Genomic DNA, 18,925 nt, shown 5'->3' with positions numbered 1-18,925 from the left:
CAGATGGCACGTGACAAGGTGCGCACCAAGCGCAAGGAACGCAAGAACATCGCGACGGGCGTCGCGCATGTGAACAGCTCGTTCAACAACACCAAGATCCTGATCTCTGACGTCCAGGGCAACGCGATCTCGTGGTCGTCGGCTGGCACGATGGGTTTCAAGGGGTCGCGGAAATCGACCCCCTACGCCGCCCAGATGGCTGCCGAGGATGCGGGCAAGAAAGCCCAGGAACACGGCGTCCGCACGCTGGAAGTCGAAGTCCAGGGCCCCGGCTCGGGCCGCGAATCGGCGCTGCGTGCGCTGGCGGCCGTCGGCTTCAACATCACCGCGATCCGCGACGTGACCCCGATCGCCCATAATGGCTGCCGTCCGCCGAAGCGCCGCCGCGTCTGATCGGACCTGACACACCTGCCTGCGTCCCGCGACCGGGGCGCAGGCGGGGTTTTTCGCATTTCACCTCGGGCGTTCCCTCTGCTGGTCATGGCGTCGGAACAGGTATGGAGGCAAACGCATGATCCACAAGAACTGGGCTGAACTGATCAAGCCCGCACAACTGGCGATCAAGACCGGCTCGGACGCGACGCGCACCGCGACCGTCACCGCCGAACCGCTCGAGCGGGGCTTCGGCCTGACGCTCGGCAACGCGCTGCGCCGGGTTCTGCTGTCCTCGCTGCAGGGCGCCGCGATCACCAGCGTTCAGATCGACAACGTGCTGCACGAGTTCTCGTCGGTGCCGGGCGTCCGCGAGGATGTGACCGACATCGTGCTGAACCTCAAGGGCGTCACGCTGAAGATGGACGTCGAGGGCACCAAACGCCTAACCCTGAAAAAGCAGGGGCCGGGCGAAGTCAAGGCCGGCGACATCCAGGAAACCGCCGGGATCACCATCCTGAACCGCGACCACGTCATCTGCAACCTCGATGACGGCGCGGAACTGCAGGTCGAACTTAGCGTTACTACCGGCAAGGGGTATGTGGCTGCGGACAAGAACCGCCCCGACGATGCCCCCATCGGTCTGATCCCGATCGACGCGATCTTTTCGCCGGTCAAGCGGGTCAGCTATGAAGTCACCCCGACCCGCGAAGGTCAGGTGCTGGATTACGACAAGCTGACGATGAAGGTCGAAACCGACGGCTCGCTGACGCCGGAAGACGCCGTGGCCTATGCCGCGCGCATTCTTCAGGACCAGCTGTCGGTGTTCGTGAACTTCGACGAGCCGGAAGCGGCGCGTGCGCAGGACAGCGATGACGGTCTTGAAATGGACCCGCGCCTGCTGAAGAAGGTTGACGAGTTGGAACTGTCGGTGCGTTCCGCCAACTGCCTCAAGAACGACAACATCGTCTATATCGGCGACCTGATCCAGAAGACCGAGGCCGAGATGCTGCGGACCCCGAACTTTGGCCGCAAGTCCCTGAACGAGATCAAGGAAGTGCTGTCGGGCATGGGCCTGCATCTGGGCATGGACGTGGTCGACTGGCCGCCGGAGAACATCGAGGATCTGGCCAAGCGTTTCGACGACCAGTTCTAAGAGATCGGCGGGGGCCCGGACGGTCCCCGCTGCACGACCGGGCGCAACGCGCCCCAAGGAGAGTGGCCCGCCACGCATGGGTCACCGGACAAAGTAAAAACGCTATAGGAGATGACAATGCGTCACGCCCGCGGCTATCGCCGCCTGAACCGTACCCACGAACACCGCAAGGCGCTGTTCGCTAACATGGCCGGCTCGCTGATCGAGCACGAGCAGATCAAGACGACCCTGCCCAAGGCCAAGGAACTGCGTCCGATCGTTGAAAAGCTGATCACGCTGGCCAAGCGCGGCGATCTGCACGCCCGCCGCCAGGCGCATTCGCAGCTGAAGCAGGACCACCACACCGCCAAGCTGTTCGACGTGCTGGGCAAGCGTTACAAGGACCGTCAGGGCGGCTATGTCCGCGTGCTGAAGGCCGGTTTCCGCTATGGCGACATGGCGCCGATGGCGATCATCGAACTGGTCGACCGCGACATCTCGGCCAAAGGTTCGGCCGACCGCGCCCGGCTGGAAGCCGAAGAGGCTGCCGAGGACTGATTCGTCCCCGCCGGTCGTCCACGACCGCACAGATTCGCCCCGCAGCCCTTGGGTTGCGGGGTTTTTGCTTCCACGGCGGTGATTCGCCGATGGCCAGAATCGCCGGGGCGGCCGGAAAACCGGCGAAATCATGCGCAAAGCGCGGCCAAAGCCGCAAAATTAACCATTTGTTGACTTGATTTCGGGCAACACAACTACATCTTGTGATTGCAGCGCGATATTTTGCTTCCCTTGTCGCACGAAACGCGTAAGGGTGAACCTACCCAAATAGATACATATTGACTAAAAAGACAGATGGCAGCACGCGCAGAGATCAAAGTCGTCATTGACAAGCTTAACCCGCTTGCCCCGACCGGCTATTTCATCGGGCTACATATCCGCTTTGCGGTGCCCATCATGCAGTTCCAGACCTACAGCACGGAATGGAGCGACCATTACTCGGCCAGGGCGTATGCGCTGCGCGACCCGATGATCGCCTGGGGGTTCTCGACCACCGGTGCGGTGCGTTGGTCGGCGGTGCCGGTGCCTGACCCCTTCGACATTCTGGGCGACGCGGCGCGTCACGGAATGAAATACGGCGTCGCAGTTTCGGTTGGCGAGATCAGCTCGCGCACCATTGCCGGACTGACCCGCGGCGACCGTGAGTACACCGATTCCGAGATCGAGACGATCTCGAAACTGATCCGTCAGCTCCATGAGATCACGGAGCCGCCGGAGAGCCTGACAAAGGCTCAGATCGAGGCCCTTCGGTGTATTGCGGAGGGTGACCGTCATGCGGCAGCGGCTGCCAAACTTGGCATCACGGAAAGCGCATTCAAGGCACGGCTTATTTCAGCCCGTGAACGGCTGATGGCCAGAACCACAGCCGAAGCGCTTCAGCGGGCCAAGGAATACCGTCTGCTGTAGGGCACACCCGCATTCCGTCAACCTGGGGCCTGCCCTTCATCCCAGGAGCTAGACCAATGCAGACGACCACAATTTCCTTCACCAACATGCACACGCATGGGGAGCTTTTCGCCAATGTTCTGCGCGCCCGGCGGCAGAGCTTTATCGTCCAGAACAACTGGGACCTGCCGCAGGCCGAAGGCATGGAGTTCGACCAGTATGACACACCCGCCTCGCGTTGGGTAGCGGTTCATGAGCGCGGCGAGGTGCTGGCCGGGATACGACTGACCCCGACCACCGCGCGCTGCGGGATCTATTCCTACATGATCCGCGACGCGCAGCGGGGCATCCTTGGCGGGTCGATCCCCAAGCATCTGCTGTTCGACGAGGCGCCGGTCGATGAACATGTCTGGGAATCCAGCCGCGTGTTCGTCAGCCATGCCGTGCCCATGGGCGTGCGCCGCAAGGTCCACGCCGAGCTGATCGCCGGGCTGAACCAGGCCGCGCGCGAGCTGGGGGCGACGCGCCACCTGGGCCTGATCAACGCCAACTGGCCGCGCTGGTATCGCCGCTGCGGCATGGAGGGCGAAGCCATGGGTCCGGTCCTGAACTTCGACGATGGCGAGTTTCAGGTGGTTGCGACCAATCTGGTGCAAAAGCTGCACTGACCGGCCTGCCGGGCGAGCGGATTTGTTGTGGCGGCCCTTTCGCCGCCCCGGCTTGCAGCCTATCTTCGCCCGGTATGGCTGATCTGTTCGATACCTCTCCGGGGCCTGACCCCGGCGCCGCCGCGCGGACCACCCGCGCGGCGCCTTTGGCCGACCGCTTGCGGCCGGCGACCCTGTCGCAGGTGATCGGGCAGGGCCGCGTGCTGGAGCGGGACGGGCCGCTGGGGGCGATGCTGTCCTCGGGCAGCCTGTCCTCGCTGATCCTTTGGGGGCCGCCGGGGGTCGGCAAGACCACCATCGCAAGGCTGCTGGCGGCAGAGACCGACCTGCATTTCGTCCAGATCAGCGCGATCTTTTCCGGCGTGCCCGAACTGCGCAAGGTGTTCGAGGCCGCGCGCCTGCGCCGTCAGCAGGGCGGCGGCACGCTGCTGTTCGTGGACGAGATCCACCGCTTCAACCGCGCGCAGCAGGACAGCTTTCTGCCCCATATGGAAGACGGCACCATCCTGCTGGTCGGCGCGACCACCGAAAACCCCAGTTTCGAGCTGAACGCCGCGCTGCTGTCGCGCGCGCAGGTCATCGTGCTGAAGCGGCTGGAACTGGCCGATCTGGAACTGCTGGCGCAACGGGCGGAGCGTGAACTGGGCCGCCCGCTGCCGCTTGACGGCCCCGCGCGCGACGCGCTGCTGGAGATGGCCGATGGCGACGGCCGCGCCGCGCTGAACCTGATCGAGCAGGTGGTGGCGTGGAAGGTCGATGGCCGGCTGTCCAAGGCGCAGCTGTCGCAGCGCCTGATGCGGCGCGCGGCGGTCTATGACAAATCCGGGGACGAGCATTTCAACCTGATCTCGGCGCTGCACAAATCGGTGCGCGGCTCGGACCCCGACGCGGCGCTGTATTGGCTGGCGCGGATGCTGGAGGGGGGCGAGGACCCGCGCTATATCGCGCGCCGGGTGACGCGCATGGCGATCGAGGATATTGGTCTCGCCGACCCGGCGGCGCAGCGCCACTGTCTTGACGCCTGGGCGCTGTATGAACGGCTCGGCTCGCCCGAGGGCGAGCTGGCGCTGGCGCAGGCGGTCATCTATCTGGCGCTCGCACCCAAATCCAACGCCGGCTACAGCGCCTACAAGGCCGCGCGGGCCGAGGCGCGGCGCACCGGCAGCCTGATGCCGCCCGCCCATATCCTGAACGCGCCGACCAAGCTGATGAAAGAGCAGGGTTACGGCGCGGGCTATGATTACGACCACGACGCCGAGGACGGCTTCAGCGGTCAGAACTATTTCCCCGACGGCATGAAACGCCCGGTCCTCTATACCCCGGTCGAGCGTGGGTTCGAGCGCGAGTTGAAGCGCCGGCTGGACTGGTTCGTCAGCCAGCGGGCAAGGCGCGGCGGTTGACTTTGCCCGCGCCCGGACACATGGGGGACGGATGATGAACCCCGTGCTTCAGATCGCCCTTGGCGGGGCCGCCGGTGCCGTGCTGCGCCACGGCGTCGGCCGCGCGCTGCCCCTGCAGGGGGCGGGTTTTCCGCTGGCCACGCTGCTGGTCAATGTCAGCGGCAGCCTTGTCATGGGCCTGCTCGCCGCGCTGATGGCGCTGCGCTGGAACAACCAGCTCGCACCGCTGCTGATGACCGGGTTGCTGGGCGGGTTCACCACGTTTTCGGCCTTTTCGCTGGACACGCTGACCCTGTGGGAACGTGGGCAGCCGGTCGCGGCAAGCATCTATGTGGCGGGGTCGGTGCTGCTGTCGCTGGCGGCGGTGATCGCCGGTCTGGCCATCGGAAGAGGGATTTGGGCATGAGCGCGGTGCAGACCGTTCGCGTGGGCGCGGATGACGGCGATCAGCGCCTCGACCGCTGGCTGAAAAGGAAATTTCCGCAGCTTTCGCAAGGCACTGTCGAAAAGATGTGCCGCACCGGGCAGCTGCGCGTCGACGGCGGCCGGGTGCGCGCCAATACCCGGATCGAGGCCGGGCAAGAGGTCCGCATCCCGCCCTTGCCCGACGCGCCGCCGCCAGTGGCCCTGTCCGGCCCCCGGATCGCAGAGTCGGATGCCGAGATGATCCAGCAGGCGGTGATCTGGAAGGACCAGCACATCATCGCCCTCAACAAGCCGCCGGGGCTGCCCTCGCAGGGCGGCTCGGGGCAGGGGGACCGGCATGTCGACGGGCTGTCGGCGGCGCTGTGCTTTGGCTACAAGGACAAGCCCAAGCTGGTCCATCGCCTGGACAAGGACACCTCGGGTCTGCTGCTGCTGGCGCGGACCGACCGCGTGGCGCGGGCGCTGTCCGAATCCTTCCGCGCCCGCACCACCCGCAAGATCTATTGGGCCGCCGTCGCGGGCGTGCCGCAGCCGCGCATGGGCACGATCCGCTATGGCCTGGTCAAGGCCCCCGGTCACGGCCGCGGTGGTGAGGGCGAAAAGATGATCGCCGTCCACCCCCGCGACATCGACCGGACCGAGGGCGCCAAGCGCGCGACCACCGATTACGCCGTGCTCGACAATCTCGCGCAGCGGGTCAGCTGGTGCGCGCTGGTGCCGATCACCGGGCGCACCCACCAGCTGCGCGCGCATATGGCCGAGCTGGGGCATCCCATCATCGGCGACGGGAAATATGGCGGCTCGGGGCAGGAAAATCTGGGCGATGGCTGGGGCGCGCAGCTGGGCGGCGAGATCAGCCGCAAGCTGCATCTGCACGCCCGCAGCCTGTCCTTCCTCCACCCGATCACCAAGCAGCCGATCACCCTGACCGCGCCCTTGCCCGATCACATGAAGCGGACCTGGAAGACGCTCGGCTGGATCGAGAACGACGTGCCCGCCGACCCGTTCGAGGATGCTTCGTGAAGTTGGTCGTCTTCGATGTCGATGGGACGCTGGTGGACAGTCAGGCGCTGATCCTGTCGGCGATGCAGGCGGGGCTGGCCGCCGCCGATCTGCCGCCCCTGCCGGACCGTCAGGTGCTCTCCATCGTCGGGCTGTCGCTGCCGGTCGCGGTCAGCACGCTTGTGCCCGACGCCGCGCCGCGCGCGCAGGGGCAGGTGGTCGAAGGATATCGCCGCGCCTACATGTCCCGCCGCCTGTCGGACGAGGCGCCGCTTTATCCCGGCGCGCGCGACTGTCTGGATGCGCTGGCGGGGCGCGACGATGTGCTGCTGGCGGTGGCCACCGGCAAATCGCGGCGCGGGCTGGACGCGATCCTGGACCATCACGGGCTGGCGCGGCATTTCGTGGCGCTGGAAACTGCGGACGGCAACCCGTCGAAACCGCATCCGGCGATGCTGCTGGCGGCCTGCGAGACCGCCGGGGTCGATCCGGCCCGCGCGGCGATGATCGGCGACACGGTGTTCGACATGCAGATGGCGCGTTCCGCCGGGGTGGCCGGGCTGGGCGTGTCCTGGGGCTATCACGACAGCGCCGCGCTGCAAGCCGAAGGGGTCGAGGTCGCCAGCGATTTTCCGGCGCTGATGGCGATGATCGAAAGGTGGGGCGCATGACCGAATGGAAGGCCCGGCGGTTCTGGACAAAGGCCACGGTCGCGCCCTGCGACGGCGGCTGGCAGGTGTTGCTGGACGGGCGCCCGGTCCTGACGCCGGGCAAGCAGCCCCTGCGTCTGCCCTCGCATCCGCTGGCCGAGGCGGTCGCGGCCGAGTGGGACGCCCAAGGCGAGGTGATTGCGCCGCTGTCGATGCCGCTGACCCGCGCCGCCAATTCCGCCATCGAAAAGGTCGCGCCGCAATTCGACGCCGTGGCCGACATACTGGCCAGCTATGGCGCGACCGATCTGCTCTGCTATCGCGCGACCGCCCCGGCGGAACTGGTGCAGGCGCAGGCGCAGGCCTGGGACCCGCTGATCGACTGGGCGCAGGACCGTTACGGGATCGAACTGACCGTGACCCAAGGGGTGATGCCGGTGACGCAGCCCGCGCCGACGCTGGCGGCGCTGCGGGCGCGGCTGGACCCGCTGACGCCGTTCCAGTTGACCGGGCTGCATGATCTGGTGACGCTGCCCGGCTCGCTGATCCTCGGCCTCGCGGTCTATGAGGGCCGACTGGACGCCGAACAGGCGCATGGGCTGGCGCGGGTGGACGAGGATTACCAGGCCTCGGTCTGGGGGGCCGATGCCGAGGCTGCGAGCGCGGCCGCCGGTCGCCTGCAGGCCATGCGCGACGCCGAACGCCTGCTGCAGTTGCTGCGGGACTGATCGGCGCAACCCCCGGCCCCTTCGCCGACCGACTGCTGCCGCGCACAATCGCCTTACTGGCCGACGCCATGCTTGACGCGTTGGCGGTGATCGTCACAATATCGCCAAGCGGGCTGGTCAAGGTCCGGCGATAACAGGCGGCGCCGACCGCCCAACGGGAAGGGAAATTCATGAGGAAATCCGTCTTTTTCAGCGTCGCCGCCGCGACGGCGCTGGTCGCCGGCGCGAGTGTCGCAGCCGAAGGTGACACGCTGGCGCAGGTGAAAAGCCGGGGCGAGCTTTTGTGCGGGGTCAATACCGGGCTGGTGGGCTTTGCCTCGCCCGACGCGAACGGCAACTGGACCGGCTTTGACGTCGCATTCTGCAAAGCACTGGGCGCAGCCGTGCTGGGCGATTCCTCGAAGGTGAAATTCGTGCCGCTGACCGGGCAGACGCGCTTTACCGGCCTGTCCTCGGGCGAGGTCGATGTGCTGTCCCGCAACTCGACCTGGACCTTTTCTCGCGACACCGACCTTAAGCTCGATTTCGCGGGGGTCAATTACTATGACGGGCAGGGCTTCCTGGTGCCGAAATCGCTGGGCGTCAGCTCGGCCAAGGAGCTGGACGGCGCGACCATCTGCATCCAGACCGGGACCACGACGGAACTGAACCTGGCCGATTACTTCAAGGCCAACAACATGGAATACCGCCCGGTCAATATCGACAGCAATGCCGAGGGCGAGCAGCAATACATGGCCGGCGCCTGCGACAGCTATACGACCGACGCCTCGGGGTTGGCCGCGACCCGCGCGGCCTTTGCCAACCCGGATCAGCACGTCATCCTGCCCGAGATCATCTCGAAAGAGCCGCTGGGTCCGATCGTGCGCCACGGCGACAACAACTGGGGCGATATCGTGCGCTGGACGCTGTTCGCGCTGATCGCGGCCGAGGAATACGGCGTCACCTCGGCCAACATCGAGGAACTGGCGAAATCCTCGCAGAACCCCGAAGTGCAGCGCCTGCTGGGCACCACCGACGATCTGGGCGCGATGATCGGGCTGGACAAGGAATGGGCCAAGCGTGCCATCGCGGCCTCGGGCAATTACGGCGAGATCTTCGCCGCCACCATCGGCGAGCAGACCCCCATCGGCCTGCCGCGCGGGCTGAATGCGCAGTGGACGCAGGGCGGTCTGCTGTATGCGATGCCCTTCCGCTGATCGCGGCCGGGAACACGGGCGTGACGCGCGGGGCTGCCTGCGCGTCCGCCACGCCTGACCAGACAGGAGCGTCCGCGTCCGCCGCCACGGAGAGACAGCGATGACAGACAGCCTTCCGGCTGCCCCGCCCGCGCCGCCCTTTCGCCCCGGCATGCTGATCTATGACCGCCGTTACCGGTCGCTTACCTTTCAGGTCATCGTCTTCATTCTGGTCATGTCGCTGGCCTGGTGGCTGATCGGAAACACGGTCGAGAACCTGTCGCGGCTGGGCAAGGACATCGATTTCGGGTTCCTGTTCAACCGCGCGGGCTATGACATCCCGCAACAGCTTATCCCCTATGACAGCGACGACACCCATCTGCGGGCGGCGGTCGTCGGGCTGCTGAACACGCTGCTGGTCTCGGCCCTTGGCTGTATCGCGGCGACGCTGCTGGGGATCACGGCCGGCGTGCTGCGCCTGTCGCGCAACTGGCTGTTCGCGCGGCTGATGACGATCTATGTCGAGACCTTCCGCAACATCCCGCTGCTGCTGTGGATCCTGATCATCTATGCAGTATTCACCGAGATCACGCCCGCGCCCCGCGCCTATCAGGGCGAGGACGGGCGCCAGCTGATCCTGGGTCTGGTCGCGCCGACCAACCGCTATACCGCGATCCCCGCCATCGTGGCCGAACACTCGCCCGGCGTGCTGGAACTGGGGCGCATCCATATTCCGTGGCTCGCCATCATGTTCATCGGGCTGCTGGTCGCGGCGGTGGTGATCCGCTCTGCCATCAACAGTCGCGCCCGGCGGATACAGGGCCGGACCGGGCGCAGGCCGGTCACATGGTGGATCAATCTGGCGCTGTTCGCGGTGCCGCCGGTGGTGCTGTGGCAGGTCTTTGGCCTGCATCTGGAACTGCCGGCGCTGGCGGGATTCAACTTCAAGGGCGGGATCAGCGTCGACAACTCGCTGGTGGTGCTGTGGCTGGCGCTGACGCTGTATACCGGCGCCTTCATCGCGGAAATCGTGCGGGCGGGCATCCTCGCCGTGTCGCGCGGCCAGACCGAGGCGGCCTACTCGCTGGGGCTGGGGCCGCGCCAGACGATGAATCTGGTGATCCTGCCGCAGGCGCTGCGGGTGATCGTGCCGCCGCTGATCTCGCAATATCTGAACCTGACCAAGAACTCGTCACTGGCGATCGCGGTCGGTTACATGGATCTGCGCGGCACGCTGGGCGGCACGACGGTCAACCAGACCGGGCGAGAGCTGGAGGGCATCCTGCTGATGATGCTGGTCTATCTGGCGATCAGCCTGATCATCTCGGGGGTGATGAACCTCTATAACCGCCGCGTCACCCTGAAGGAGCGCTGAGCGATGAGCGAGATCCACGCCGAGACCGTGCCCTTTGTCCGCGACACCATGCTGCCGCCGCAACCGCCGCCGCCGGGTGGGCAGGGCGCGGTCGGCTGGCTGCGGCAGAACCTGTTCTCGGGCTGGGTGAACAGCCTGCTGACGGTGCTGGGGCTAATCATCATCTGGCTGCTGGTCAGCCATTTCTGGCCGTGGTTCGCCCATGCCGTCTGGCGCGCCGACAGCCTAAAGGAATGCCGCGAGATCATCGCCGCCACCTGGGGCCCGGATGCCACCGGCGCCTGTTTCGCCGTCATCCGCGAGCGTTGGCATCAATATCTGTTCGGCTTCTATCCCCGCGCCGAATACTGGCGCCCGATCCTGACCATGGGGCTGCTGTTCATCGCACTGGCCCCGGTGCTGTTTTCGGTCAGCGCCGCGATCCGGCTGCGGGTGCTGGTCGGCGGCGGGCTGCTGACGCTGGCGCTGATGTATGTGGCGGGGGTGGGTCTGCCGGCAATGGGCTTCACGCTGGCGCTGTTCGCGCTGGCGCTGTTTCTTGCCCGGTCCGCGCCGCGTGGGCTGCTGTGGTTCACGCTGCTTTACCCCTTTGCCGGGGTCTGGCTGCTGTGGGGCGGGACGCTGTGGCTGCCCCTGATGGTGCTGGCGGGGGCCGGCGTGGGGCTGGTGATCGCGCGGCTGCTGGCGACGCGGTTGCCGGCGCTGGCGCCCCTGATCGGTGTCGCGGCGACGGTGCTGTTCTTGGCCTTCCTGGCCGCGCCGCTGGCGCAGGCGGCGGCGCGGGCGCTGCCGCTGTGGCTGCCCGCCGTCGAATCGCGCGAGTTCGGGGGCTTTCTGCTGGCCGTGGTGATCGGCGTCTCGGGCATCGCCATGTCGCTGCCGCTGGGCATCGTGCTCGCCCTTGCTCGCCGATCCGAGATGTTCCTGATCCGCATCTTCGCCGTCGTCTTCATCGAGTTCATCCGCGGCGTGCCGCTGATCACGCTGCTGTTCGTGGCCTCGATGCTGCTCAACTATTTCCTGCCGCCGGGGACGAATTTCGACATCATCCTGCGCGTCATCATCATGGTGACCATCTTCGCCGCCGCCTATATGGCCGAGGTCATTCGCGGCGGGCTGGCGGCGCTGCCGCGCGGGCAATACGAGGCCAGCGATTCGCTGGGGCTGACCTATTGGCAGGCGCAGCGGCTGATCGTGCTGCCGCAGGCGCTGAAGATCTCGATCCCCGGCATCGTCGGCACCTTCATCGGCATGTTCAAGGACACCACCCTGGTCGGGCTGATCGGGCTTTACGAGCCGCTCAAGGGGATCTCGGATTTCGTGCGCGCCGATTTCGCCTGGAAGGGCATCTATTGGGAGCCCTTCGTCTTTGTCGGCGCGATCTTCTTTTCCATCTGCTTCGCCATGTCGCGTTACTCGATGTATCTCGAGCGCCGGCTCAGCCGCGAACACCGTTAAGGGGGCGTCATGTCCGAACCGATCCCAGCCGCCGATCCCGCCGCCCCGGCCGAACGGCCCGCCATCCAGATCCAGTCGATGAACAAGTGGTATGGCGCCTTCCACGTCCTGCGCGACATCAACCTGACCGTGGCCACGGGCGAACGCATCGTCATCGCCGGCCCGTCGGGGTCGGGGAAATCGACGCTGATCCGCTGCATCAACCGGCTGGAAGAGCATCAGACCGGCCGCATCTTCGTCGACGGGACCGAGCTGACCAGCGACATCAAGAACATCGACAAGGTCCGGTCCGAGGTCGGGATGGTGTTCCAGCACTTCAATCTGTTCCCGCATCTGACGGTGCTGGAGAACTGCACCCTCGCGCCGATCTGGGTCCGCAAGCTGCCACGCCGGAAGGCGGACGAGATCGCCATGCGGTTTCTGGAAAAGGTCCGCATCCCCGAGCAGGCGCAGAAATATCCGGGCCAGCTGTCCGGCGGCCAGCAGCAGCGCGTGGCCATCGCCCGATCGCTGTGCATGGAGCCGCGGATCATGCTGTTCGACGAACCGACCTCGGCCCTCGACCCCGAGATGATCAAGGAGGTTCTGGACACCATGATCGAGCTGGCCGAAACCGGCATGACCATGCTGTGCGTCACGCATGAAATGGGCTTTGCCCAGGCGGTCGCCGATCGGGTGATCTTCATGGATCAGGGCCAGATCGTCGAACAGAACAACCCGACAGAGTTCTTCAACAATCCGAAATCCGAACGCACCAAGCTGTTTCTCAGCCAGATCCTCGACCGCTGAGGATTGCGTGGCCGGGCGGGGAACTTCGCCCGGTGGCGCGGTGTTGAGGCACGACTCAGCAAAGAGGTGTTTCATGACGACCGACCGCAAGGAAGAATTCTACGACCGTCTCAAGGGTATTCAGGCTGGCATGCTGCAGGTCGGTGACCGTTATCTGCCCATGTCCCCCAACCTCGTCGAGGGCGACAAGACGATCTGGTTCATCACCGCCAAGGAAACCCCGATGGCGAAAGAGGCCAGCAAGGGCACCGATGCGCGGCTGGTCCTGTCCAGCGAGGACAAGGGGCTTTACGCCGATGTGTCCGGGCATCTCTCGGTCTCGCATGACCGCGAGAAGCTGGACGAGGTCTGGAACGTGGTGGCGTCAAGCTGGTTCGAGGATGGCAAGCGCGACGACGATGTGCTGCTGGTCTCGTATCAGCCGCGCAGCGCCGAGGTCTGGATGAGCGAGGGCGGCACCATCAACTTCCTCTACCAGATGGCGCGCGCGCAGATCACCGGCAAGCATCCTGATCTGGGCAGCAATTTCACCCTTCAGTTCTGAATGTCGGCCCCTGCGCCGTTGATCCCGCGTCCCGAAGGGCTTTACTGCCCTTCGGGCGATTTTTACATCGACCCGCAGCGCCCGGTGCCGCGCGCGCTGATCACCCACGCCCATGGCGACCACGCCCGCGCCGGGCATGGCGCGGTGATGGCCACCCGGCAGACGCTGGACCTGATGGCGATCCGCTATGGCGAGGATTTCACCGCCAGCCGCCAGCCCGCGCAGGGAGAGACGCAGATCGGTGATGCCCGCGTCAGCTTTCACCCGGCCGGCCATATCCTCGGCTCGGCCCAGATCGCCGTGCACACGCAGGGCGTTCGGGTCACGGTGTCGGGCGACTATGCCCGCGTCGCCAACCCCTCTTGCGCGCCGTTCGAGCCGGTCCCCTGCGACATCTTCGTGACCGAGGCGACCTTCGGCCTGCCGGTCTTTCGCCACCCCGACCCCGCGACCGAGATCGACAAGCTGCTCGATTCCGTCGCCCGCTTTCCCGAACGGGCCCATCTGGTCGGCGCCTATGCGCTGGGCAAGGCGCAGCGGGTCATCATGCTGCTGCGCGAGCGGGGCTGGACGGGGCCGATCTATCTGCACGGCGCGATGCTGGCGCTGTGCGAATACCACATCCAGCAGGGGGTCGCGCTGGGCGATCTGCGTCCCGCCACCACCGATCAGATGCGCAAGGCGGATTTCGCGGGGCAGATCATCCTCGCGCCGCCTTCGGCCTTCGAGGCGACATGGGCGCAGCGTTTCCCCGATCCGGTGATCTGCTTTGCCAGCGGCTGGATGGCGGTGCGGGCGCGGGCCCGGCAGCGCGGGGTGGAATTGCCGCTGGTGATCTCGGACCATGTCGACTGGCCGGACCTGACGCGCACCATCACCGAACTGGACCCCGCCCAGACATGGGTGACGCATGGGCGCGAGGATGCGGTGATCCGCTGGTGCGAGCTGCAGGGCCGGGTCGCGATCCCGCTGCATCTGGCCGGCTTTGAAGACGAGGCCGAGTGATGCGGCGCTTTGCGACCCTGCTGGAACGCCTTGCCTTCACGCCGCAGCGCAATGGCAAGCTGCGCCTGCTGGCCGAATATTTCGGCGAGACATCAGATCCCGAGCGCGGGCTGGCGCTGGCCGCGCTGACCGGCGATCTGAAGCTGCGGGCGGTGACGCCGTCGCTGCTGCGCGGGCTGGTGGCCGAGCGCGTCGATCCGCAGCTTTTCGCCATCAGCTACGATTTCGTGGGCGACCTGGCCGAGACCATCGCCTTGATCTGGCCCGCGCCCGACGATCTGCGGCGCAACGACAGCGACCCCGACCTGCCCGATCTGGTGCACGAACTGCAGACCAGCGGCAAGGCTGCGCTGCCCGGCATCATCGCGGGCGAGCTGGACCGGCTGCCGCCGTCGGAACGCTATGCCTATCTGAAGCTGGCGACCGGGGCGCTGCGGGTCGGCATCTCGGCCCGGCTGGCGCGGGCGGCGCTGGCCGAGTTCGGCAATCTGCCCCTGACCGAGATCGAGGAGATCTGGCACGGCCTCAGCCCGCCCTATCTCGACCTTTTCGCTTGGGCCGAGGGCGGCGACCGCCCCGAGGCCGCCGCCCGCGCACCCTTTCGCCCCGTGATGCTGTCCACCCCCACCGATGCCGAGGCGCTGGCCCAGCTTGATCCGGCCGATTTCGCCGCCGAGTGGAAATGGGACGGCATCCGCGTGCAGGCGGTGGCCGATCAGGGCGTGCGGCGGCTATATTCCCGGCGGGGAGAGGATATCAGCGCGGGTTTCCCCGACCTGCTCGACCGGCTCGATTTCGACGGGGTGATCGATGGCGAGCTGCTGGTGACGCGCGGCGAGGCGGTCGGCAGCTTTTCCGACCTGCAGCAGCGGCTGAACCGCAAGACCGTGCCGAAAAAGCTGCTCGGCACCCACCCGGCCCTGCTGCGCGCCTATGATCTGCTGCTGTGGAAGGGCGAGGATCTGCGCGCTCAGCCCTTCGACGACCGCCGCGCCGCGCTAAAGGCCGCCATTGCCGAAATCGCGGATCCGCAGATCGACCTGTCGCCGCTGCTGCCCTTTGACGACTGGCAGGCGCTGGCCGCGCTGCGCGCCGATCCGCCCGACGCGATCATCGAAGGGTTGATGCTGAAACGCCGCGACAGCCTCTATCTGGCCGGGCGGATGAAGGGCCCTTGGTTCAAGTGGAAGCGCGATCCGATGGTGGTGGACGCGGTGCTGCTCTATGCGCAGCGCGGGCATGGCAAGCGGTCGGGCTATTACTCCGACTTCACCTTTGGCGTCTGGGACGGGGATGAGCTGGTGCCGGTTGGCAAGGCCTATTTCGGATTCACCGACGAGGAGCTGCGCGGGCTGGACCGCTTCGTGCGCAGCAACACGACCGAGCGTTTCGGCCCGGTCCGCGCGCTGCGTCCGACTCAGGTGGTCGAGGTCGCGTTCGAGGGGCTGAACCGCTCGCCCCGCCACAAATCCGGGCTGGCCATGCGCTTTCCCCGGATCAGCCGCATCCGCGACGACAAGCCCGCCGCCGAGGCCGACCGGATCGAGACGCTCCGCGCCATGCTGCCGCCCGAAACACCATGAGCGAGGCGGCGCAAGCGCTCGGCGCGGAGGTCATGCCCCGCGAGATTGCGGCGTGGTTCGCCGCGCAGCACTGGCAGCCGCATCCGCATCAGCTTGACCTGCTGGCGGCGCAGGGCGATGTGCTGCTGATGGCGCCGACCGGGGGCGGCAAGACGCTGGCGGGGTTTCTGCCGACGCTCGCGCAATTGCTGCAGGACCCGCATGAGGGGCTGCACACGCTGTATGTCAGCCCGCTGAAGGCGCTGACCCATGACATCGCCCGCAACCTGTCGCGCCCGGTGGCCGATCTGGGCCTGTCGATCCGCATCGAGGACCGGACCGGCGACACCAGCCAGACCCGTCGCGCCAGACAGCGCGTCGACCCGCCCGAGATCCTGCTGACGACGCCGGAAAGCCTCGCCCTGATGCTGTCCTATCCCGAAGCGCCCAGGATCTTCGGCGCGCTGAAGCGGGTGGTAATCGATGAGATCCATGCGCTGGCCGAAAGCAAGCGCGGCGATCAGCTGATGCTGGGGCTGGCGCGGCTGCGCAGCCTCGCGCAGGGGCTGCAGGTCGCGGCGCTGTCGGCGACGGTGGAAAACCCGCCGGCGCTGGCGCGGTGGATGGGCGGCGCGCGCGTGGTCGAGGCCGATCCCGGCCCGCCGCCCGACATCGCGATGCTGGATGTGGCCCGCCCGCCGCCCTGGTCGGGGGGCGGCGGGCGGCACGCCGCGCAGGACGTCATGGACGCCATCGCGGCCGCGCGGCTGACGCTGGTCTTCGTCAACACCCGCGCCCAGGCTGAGCTGTTCTTTCAGGCGCTGTGGGCCGTCAACGACGCCAACCTGCCCATCGGACTGCATCACGGCAGCCTCGCCCGCGAGACCCGCGCCCGGGTCGAGGCGGCGATGGCCGCCGGCGCGTTGCGGGCCGTGGTGGCGACCGGCAGCCTCGATCTGGGGATCGACTGGGGCGATGTCGATCTGGTCATACAGGTCGCCGCGCCCAAGAACATCAAGCGGCTGGTGCAGCGCATCGGGCGCGCGAACCACCGCTACGACGCCCCCAGCCGGGCGCGGATCGTGCCCGCCAACCGCTTCGAGGTGATCGAATGCGTGGCCGCCCTGCAAGCCGTCGCCGCCCATGATCTGGATGGAGAGGATGACGCTAGGCGCCCCGGCGGGCTGGACGTGCTGTGCCAGCAGATCCTGCTGACCGCCTGCGCCGGGCCCTTCGACGCCGATGCGCTGTTTGCCGAGATCCGCACTGCCGGGCCCTATGGCGGGGTCAGCCGCGCAGCCTTTGACGACTGCCTCGATTTCGCGGCGACGGGCGGCTATGCGCTGCGCGCCTATGACCGCTGGCAAAGGCTGGTTCAGCGCGACGGATTATGGCATCTGCGCGATCCACGGGCAGCGCGCGCGATCAGGATGAACATCGGCACCATCACCGACACCGAAAAGCTGAAGGTCCGCCGCAGCGGGCGCGGCGGCGCGCCTTTGGGCGAGGTCGAAGAGGCGTTTGCCGCGCAGCTCTCGCCCGGCGACACCTTTCTGATGGGCGGGCAGACGGTGCGCTATGACCGGCTGCGCGACATGGTGGTCGAGGTGACGCCCAACCCCTCGCGCCAGCCCAAGATCGCGGTGTTTTCGGGCACCAAGCTGGCGACCTCGACCCGGCTGTCGGAACGGGTGCTGGCGCTGATCGGCGATCCCGGCGCCTGGGATGCGCTGCCCGGCCACACCCGCGAATGGCTTGAGCTGCAGCGCGAGATCTCGGTCCTGCCGCAGCCCGGCACGCTGACCTGCGAGACGTTCCTGCGCGGCGATCAGGCCTGCCTCGTCGCCTACAGCTTTGCCGGGCGCAACGCCAACCAGACGCTGGGCCTGCTGCTGACCCGGCGGATGGAGCAGGCGGGCCTTGGCCCGCTGGGCTTCATCGCCAGCGATTACGCGGTGCTGATCTGGTCGGTCGATCCGGTGGATGATCCTGCGCCCTTCCTTGCCCCCGACAGCCTGCGCGAAGGGCTGGCCGACTGGCTGGCGGGGAACGCGGTGATGAAACGCGCCTTTCGCGACGTGGCGACGGTGGCAGGGCTGCTGCAGCGCAACCTGCCGGGGCAGCGCAAATCGGGGCGGCAGGCGACATTTTCCAGCGACATCATCTATGACACGCTGCGCCGTCACGACCCCGACCACCTGCTGCTGCGCCTGACCCGGACCGAGGCGATGCGGGGCCTGGTCGATTTCGGTCGGATCGAGCAGATGCTGGCCGACCGCCCGCGCATCGTCCACGCCCGCGCCCCCCATGTCACCCCGTTGGCCGCGCCCCTGCTGCTCGAGGCTGGGCGGGTGCGGATCGAGGGCGAGGGCGCCGAGCGTCTGATCGAGCGCGAGGCCGCCCGCCTGATGGCCGAGGCCGGGCTTGCGGATCTGATGTGATCGAGGGCGGGGCGGGATACGGCTTCCGCTTTGGCGGGCAGCATCTGGTGGCGCGCGGCTCGGGCACGCTCTACTGGCCGGATCAGGACATGCTGATCGCGGCCGACCTGCATCTGGGCAAGTCCGAGCGGATGGCCCGGCGCGGCGGCACGCTGCTGCCGCCATTCGAGACGCGCGAGACGCTGGCCCGGCTGGGTGCCGAACTGACGGCGACCCGCCCGGCGCGGCTGGTGCTGCTGGGCGATATCTTCGACGACGATCTGGCGGCCCATGCCTTGACCGAGACCGACCGCGCCACGCTGGACGCCATCGCGGCGCGGGTCGAGACGCTGTTTCTGGCCGGGAACCATGATGTCGCCTCGGGGCCGGTGGACTGGGCCTGCGCCGGGCTGGTCCTGCGCCATATCGCGGTGTCGGGGCAGGGGCCTGACATTTCAGGGCATTACCACCCAAAGCTCAGCCTCGCCGGGCGCTCGCGTCCGGTGTTTCTGGTCGGGCGCGACCACCTGATCCTGCCCGCCTTCGGGCATTATACCGGCGGGCTGGCGCATGACGCGCCGGTGCTGCGGGCGCTGGTGCCGGCGGGGCTGGCGGTGCTGACCGGCCGCCGCGCGCTGCCGCTGCCATTGCCGCTGCGCTAGCGAAGGCCGCGCCCTAACCCTTGGCCAGCTTGTGAAGATTCCGCCGCGACGTTGACCGACGTCAAGGCCCGGACAGAGCCGACGGGGCATCACGGGGCAAAGATGATCCAG

Annotated in this window: 19 protein-coding genes; all 19 read left to right on the top strand. The window is 67.2% G+C overall.

Annotation, left to right across the window (positions count from 1 at the left end; all coding sequences use genetic code 11):
• The first annotated feature begins 3 nt into the window (after window positions 1-3).
• The 19 genes from rpsK to pdeM all read left to right on the top strand — a co-directional run bounded on the left by rpsK (window position 4) and on the right by pdeM (window position 18,814).
• A complete protein-coding gene (gene rpsK / locus CYR75_RS08065; RefSeq protein ID WP_101499575.1) occupies window positions 4-393 on the top strand; it encodes a 30S ribosomal protein S11 in 390 nt (129 codons plus the stop codon).
• Window positions 394-511: 118 nt separating this feature from the next.
• Window positions 512-1,528 carry a DNA-directed RNA polymerase subunit alpha gene (locus CYR75_RS08060; protein WP_101499574.1) on the top strand — a complete coding sequence of 339 codons (1,017 nt, stop codon included), beginning with the start codon at window positions 512-514 and terminating at the stop codon, window positions 1,526-1,528.
• Window positions 1,529-1,645: 117 nt separating this feature from the next.
• Entirely contained in the window at window positions 1,646-2,065 is a 420-nt protein-coding gene (rplQ, locus tag CYR75_RS08055; RefSeq protein WP_101499573.1) for a 50S ribosomal protein L17, read from the top strand.
• A gap of 294 nt (window positions 2,066-2,359) precedes the next feature.
• Window positions 2,360-2,971 carry an autoinducer binding domain-containing protein gene (locus tag CYR75_RS08050; protein WP_101499572.1) on the top strand — a complete coding sequence of 204 codons (612 nt, stop codon included), beginning with the start codon at window positions 2,360-2,362 and terminating at the stop codon, window positions 2,969-2,971.
• A 56-nt stretch (window positions 2,972-3,027) separates the two neighbouring features.
• Entirely contained in the window at window positions 3,028-3,618 is a 591-nt protein-coding gene (locus CYR75_RS08045) for an acyl-homoserine-lactone synthase (protein ID WP_101499571.1), read from the top strand.
• Between the two features lie 74 nt (window positions 3,619-3,692).
• The gene (locus CYR75_RS08040) at window positions 3,693-5,018 is read left to right on the top strand and encodes a replication-associated recombination protein A (RefSeq protein WP_101499570.1); all 1,326 of its coding nucleotides are present in this window, start codon (window positions 3,693-3,695) and stop codon (window positions 5,016-5,018) included.
• 31 nt (window positions 5,019-5,049) lie between these two features.
• On the top strand, window positions 5,050-5,424 hold the full coding sequence (crcB, locus tag CYR75_RS08035) for a fluoride efflux transporter CrcB (RefSeq protein WP_101499569.1): 375 nt from the start codon (window positions 5,050-5,052) through the stop codon (window positions 5,422-5,424).
• Entirely contained in the window at window positions 5,421-6,467 is a 1,047-nt protein-coding gene (locus tag CYR75_RS08030; RefSeq protein WP_101499568.1) for an RluA family pseudouridine synthase, read from the top strand. Before crcB ends, CYR75_RS08030 begins: the two co-directional genes overlap by 4 nt.
• Window positions 6,464-7,117, top strand: a complete 654-nt coding sequence (locus CYR75_RS08025; RefSeq protein WP_101499567.1) for an HAD-IA family hydrolase — start codon at window positions 6,464-6,466, stop codon at window positions 7,115-7,117. The genes CYR75_RS08030 and CYR75_RS08025 overlap by 4 nt, the downstream gene beginning before the upstream one ends.
• The gene (locus CYR75_RS08020) at window positions 7,114-7,824 is read left to right on the top strand and encodes an ATP12 family chaperone protein (RefSeq protein WP_101499566.1); all 711 of its coding nucleotides are present in this window, start codon (window positions 7,114-7,116) and stop codon (window positions 7,822-7,824) included. Before CYR75_RS08025 ends, CYR75_RS08020 begins: the two co-directional genes overlap by 4 nt.
• A gap of 170 nt (window positions 7,825-7,994) precedes the next feature.
• Window positions 7,995-9,020: an amino acid ABC transporter substrate-binding protein gene (locus CYR75_RS08015; protein ID WP_101499565.1), complete on the top strand. Its 1,026-nt coding sequence runs from the start codon at window positions 7,995-7,997 to the stop codon at window positions 9,018-9,020.
• Window positions 9,021-9,120: 100 nt separating this feature from the next.
• A complete protein-coding gene (locus CYR75_RS08010; protein ID WP_225972645.1) occupies window positions 9,121-10,374 on the top strand; it encodes an amino acid ABC transporter permease in 1,254 nt (417 codons plus the stop codon).
• A 3-nt stretch (window positions 10,375-10,377) separates the two neighbouring features.
• Window positions 10,378-11,832 (top strand): amino acid ABC transporter permease, encoded by a 1,455-nt coding sequence (locus CYR75_RS08005; protein ID WP_101499564.1) that lies wholly within the window; start codon window positions 10,378-10,380, stop codon window positions 11,830-11,832.
• Window positions 11,833-11,841: 9 nt separating this feature from the next.
• Window positions 11,842-12,621, top strand: a complete 780-nt coding sequence (locus CYR75_RS08000; protein ID WP_101499563.1) for an amino acid ABC transporter ATP-binding protein — start codon at window positions 11,842-11,844, stop codon at window positions 12,619-12,621.
• A gap of 73 nt (window positions 12,622-12,694) precedes the next feature.
• The gene (locus CYR75_RS07995; RefSeq protein WP_101499562.1) at window positions 12,695-13,165 is read left to right on the top strand and encodes a pyridoxamine 5'-phosphate oxidase family protein; all 471 of its coding nucleotides are present in this window, start codon (window positions 12,695-12,697) and stop codon (window positions 13,163-13,165) included.
• Window positions 13,166-14,170: a ligase-associated DNA damage response exonuclease gene (locus tag CYR75_RS07990; protein ID WP_101499561.1), complete on the top strand. Its 1,005-nt coding sequence runs from the start codon at window positions 13,166-13,168 to the stop codon at window positions 14,168-14,170. It begins immediately after the preceding gene.
• Complete coding sequence (locus CYR75_RS07985) at window positions 14,170-15,753, top strand: cisplatin damage response ATP-dependent DNA ligase (protein WP_101499560.1); 1,584 nt, start codon at window positions 14,170-14,172, stop codon at window positions 15,751-15,753. The genes CYR75_RS07990 and CYR75_RS07985 overlap by 1 nt, the downstream gene beginning before the upstream one ends.
• Complete coding sequence (locus CYR75_RS07980; protein WP_225972644.1) at window positions 15,750-18,173, top strand: ligase-associated DNA damage response DEXH box helicase; 2,424 nt, start codon at window positions 15,750-15,752, stop codon at window positions 18,171-18,173. Before CYR75_RS07985 ends, CYR75_RS07980 begins: the two co-directional genes overlap by 4 nt.
• Window positions 18,170-18,814, top strand: coding sequence for a ligase-associated DNA damage response endonuclease PdeM (gene pdeM / locus CYR75_RS07975; protein ID WP_404825344.1), 645 nt, complete (start codon window positions 18,170-18,172; stop codon window positions 18,812-18,814). The genes CYR75_RS07980 and pdeM overlap by 4 nt, the downstream gene beginning before the upstream one ends.
• Window positions 18,815-18,925 lie beyond the last annotated feature (111 nt).

This window comes from Paracoccus jeotgali (genome assembly GCF_002865605.1).
In the GTDB taxonomy this organism is placed as follows: domain Bacteria; phylum Pseudomonadota; class Alphaproteobacteria; order Rhodobacterales; family Rhodobacteraceae; genus Paracoccus; species Paracoccus jeotgali.
The sequence above is the reverse complement of the archived record's forward strand: the minus strand, read 5'-3'. Positions and strand labels throughout refer to the sequence as shown.

Excerpts from the sequence above, each read along its gene's own strand:
- rpsK (WP_101499575.1), top strand. The coding sequence starts at position 4 with ATGGCACGTGACAAGGTGCGCACCAAGCGCAAGGAACGCAAGAACATC.
- CYR75_RS08060 (WP_101499574.1), top strand. The coding sequence starts at position 512 with ATGATCCACAAGAACTGGGCTGAACTGATCAAGCCCGCACAACTGGCG.
- rplQ (WP_101499573.1), top strand. The coding sequence starts at position 1,646 with ATGCGTCACGCCCGCGGCTATCGCCGCCTGAACCGTACCCACGAACAC.
- CYR75_RS08050 (WP_101499572.1), top strand. The coding sequence starts at position 2,360 with ATGGCAGCACGCGCAGAGATCAAAGTCGTCATTGACAAGCTTAACCCG.
- CYR75_RS08045 (WP_101499571.1), top strand. The coding sequence starts at position 3,028 with ATGCAGACGACCACAATTTCCTTCACCAACATGCACACGCATGGGGAG.
- CYR75_RS08040 (WP_101499570.1), top strand. The coding sequence starts at position 3,693 with ATGGCTGATCTGTTCGATACCTCTCCGGGGCCTGACCCCGGCGCCGCC.
- crcB (WP_101499569.1), top strand. The coding sequence starts at position 5,050 with ATGATGAACCCCGTGCTTCAGATCGCCCTTGGCGGGGCCGCCGGTGCC.
- CYR75_RS08030 (WP_101499568.1), top strand. The coding sequence starts at position 5,421 with ATGAGCGCGGTGCAGACCGTTCGCGTGGGCGCGGATGACGGCGATCAG.
- CYR75_RS08020 (WP_101499566.1), top strand. The coding sequence starts at position 7,114 with ATGACCGAATGGAAGGCCCGGCGGTTCTGGACAAAGGCCACGGTCGCG.
- CYR75_RS08015 (WP_101499565.1), top strand. The coding sequence starts at position 7,995 with ATGAGGAAATCCGTCTTTTTCAGCGTCGCCGCCGCGACGGCGCTGGTC.
- CYR75_RS08010 (WP_225972645.1), top strand. The coding sequence starts at position 9,121 with ATGACAGACAGCCTTCCGGCTGCCCCGCCCGCGCCGCCCTTTCGCCCC.
- CYR75_RS08005 (WP_101499564.1), top strand. The coding sequence starts at position 10,378 with ATGAGCGAGATCCACGCCGAGACCGTGCCCTTTGTCCGCGACACCATG.
- CYR75_RS08000 (WP_101499563.1), top strand. The coding sequence starts at position 11,842 with ATGTCCGAACCGATCCCAGCCGCCGATCCCGCCGCCCCGGCCGAACGG.
- CYR75_RS07995 (WP_101499562.1), top strand. The coding sequence starts at position 12,695 with ATGACGACCGACCGCAAGGAAGAATTCTACGACCGTCTCAAGGGTATT.
- CYR75_RS07990 (WP_101499561.1), top strand. The coding sequence starts at position 13,166 with ATGTCGGCCCCTGCGCCGTTGATCCCGCGTCCCGAAGGGCTTTACTGC.
- CYR75_RS07985 (WP_101499560.1), top strand. The coding sequence starts at position 14,170 with ATGCGGCGCTTTGCGACCCTGCTGGAACGCCTTGCCTTCACGCCGCAG.
- CYR75_RS07980 (WP_225972644.1), top strand. The coding sequence starts at position 15,750 with ATGAGCGAGGCGGCGCAAGCGCTCGGCGCGGAGGTCATGCCCCGCGAG.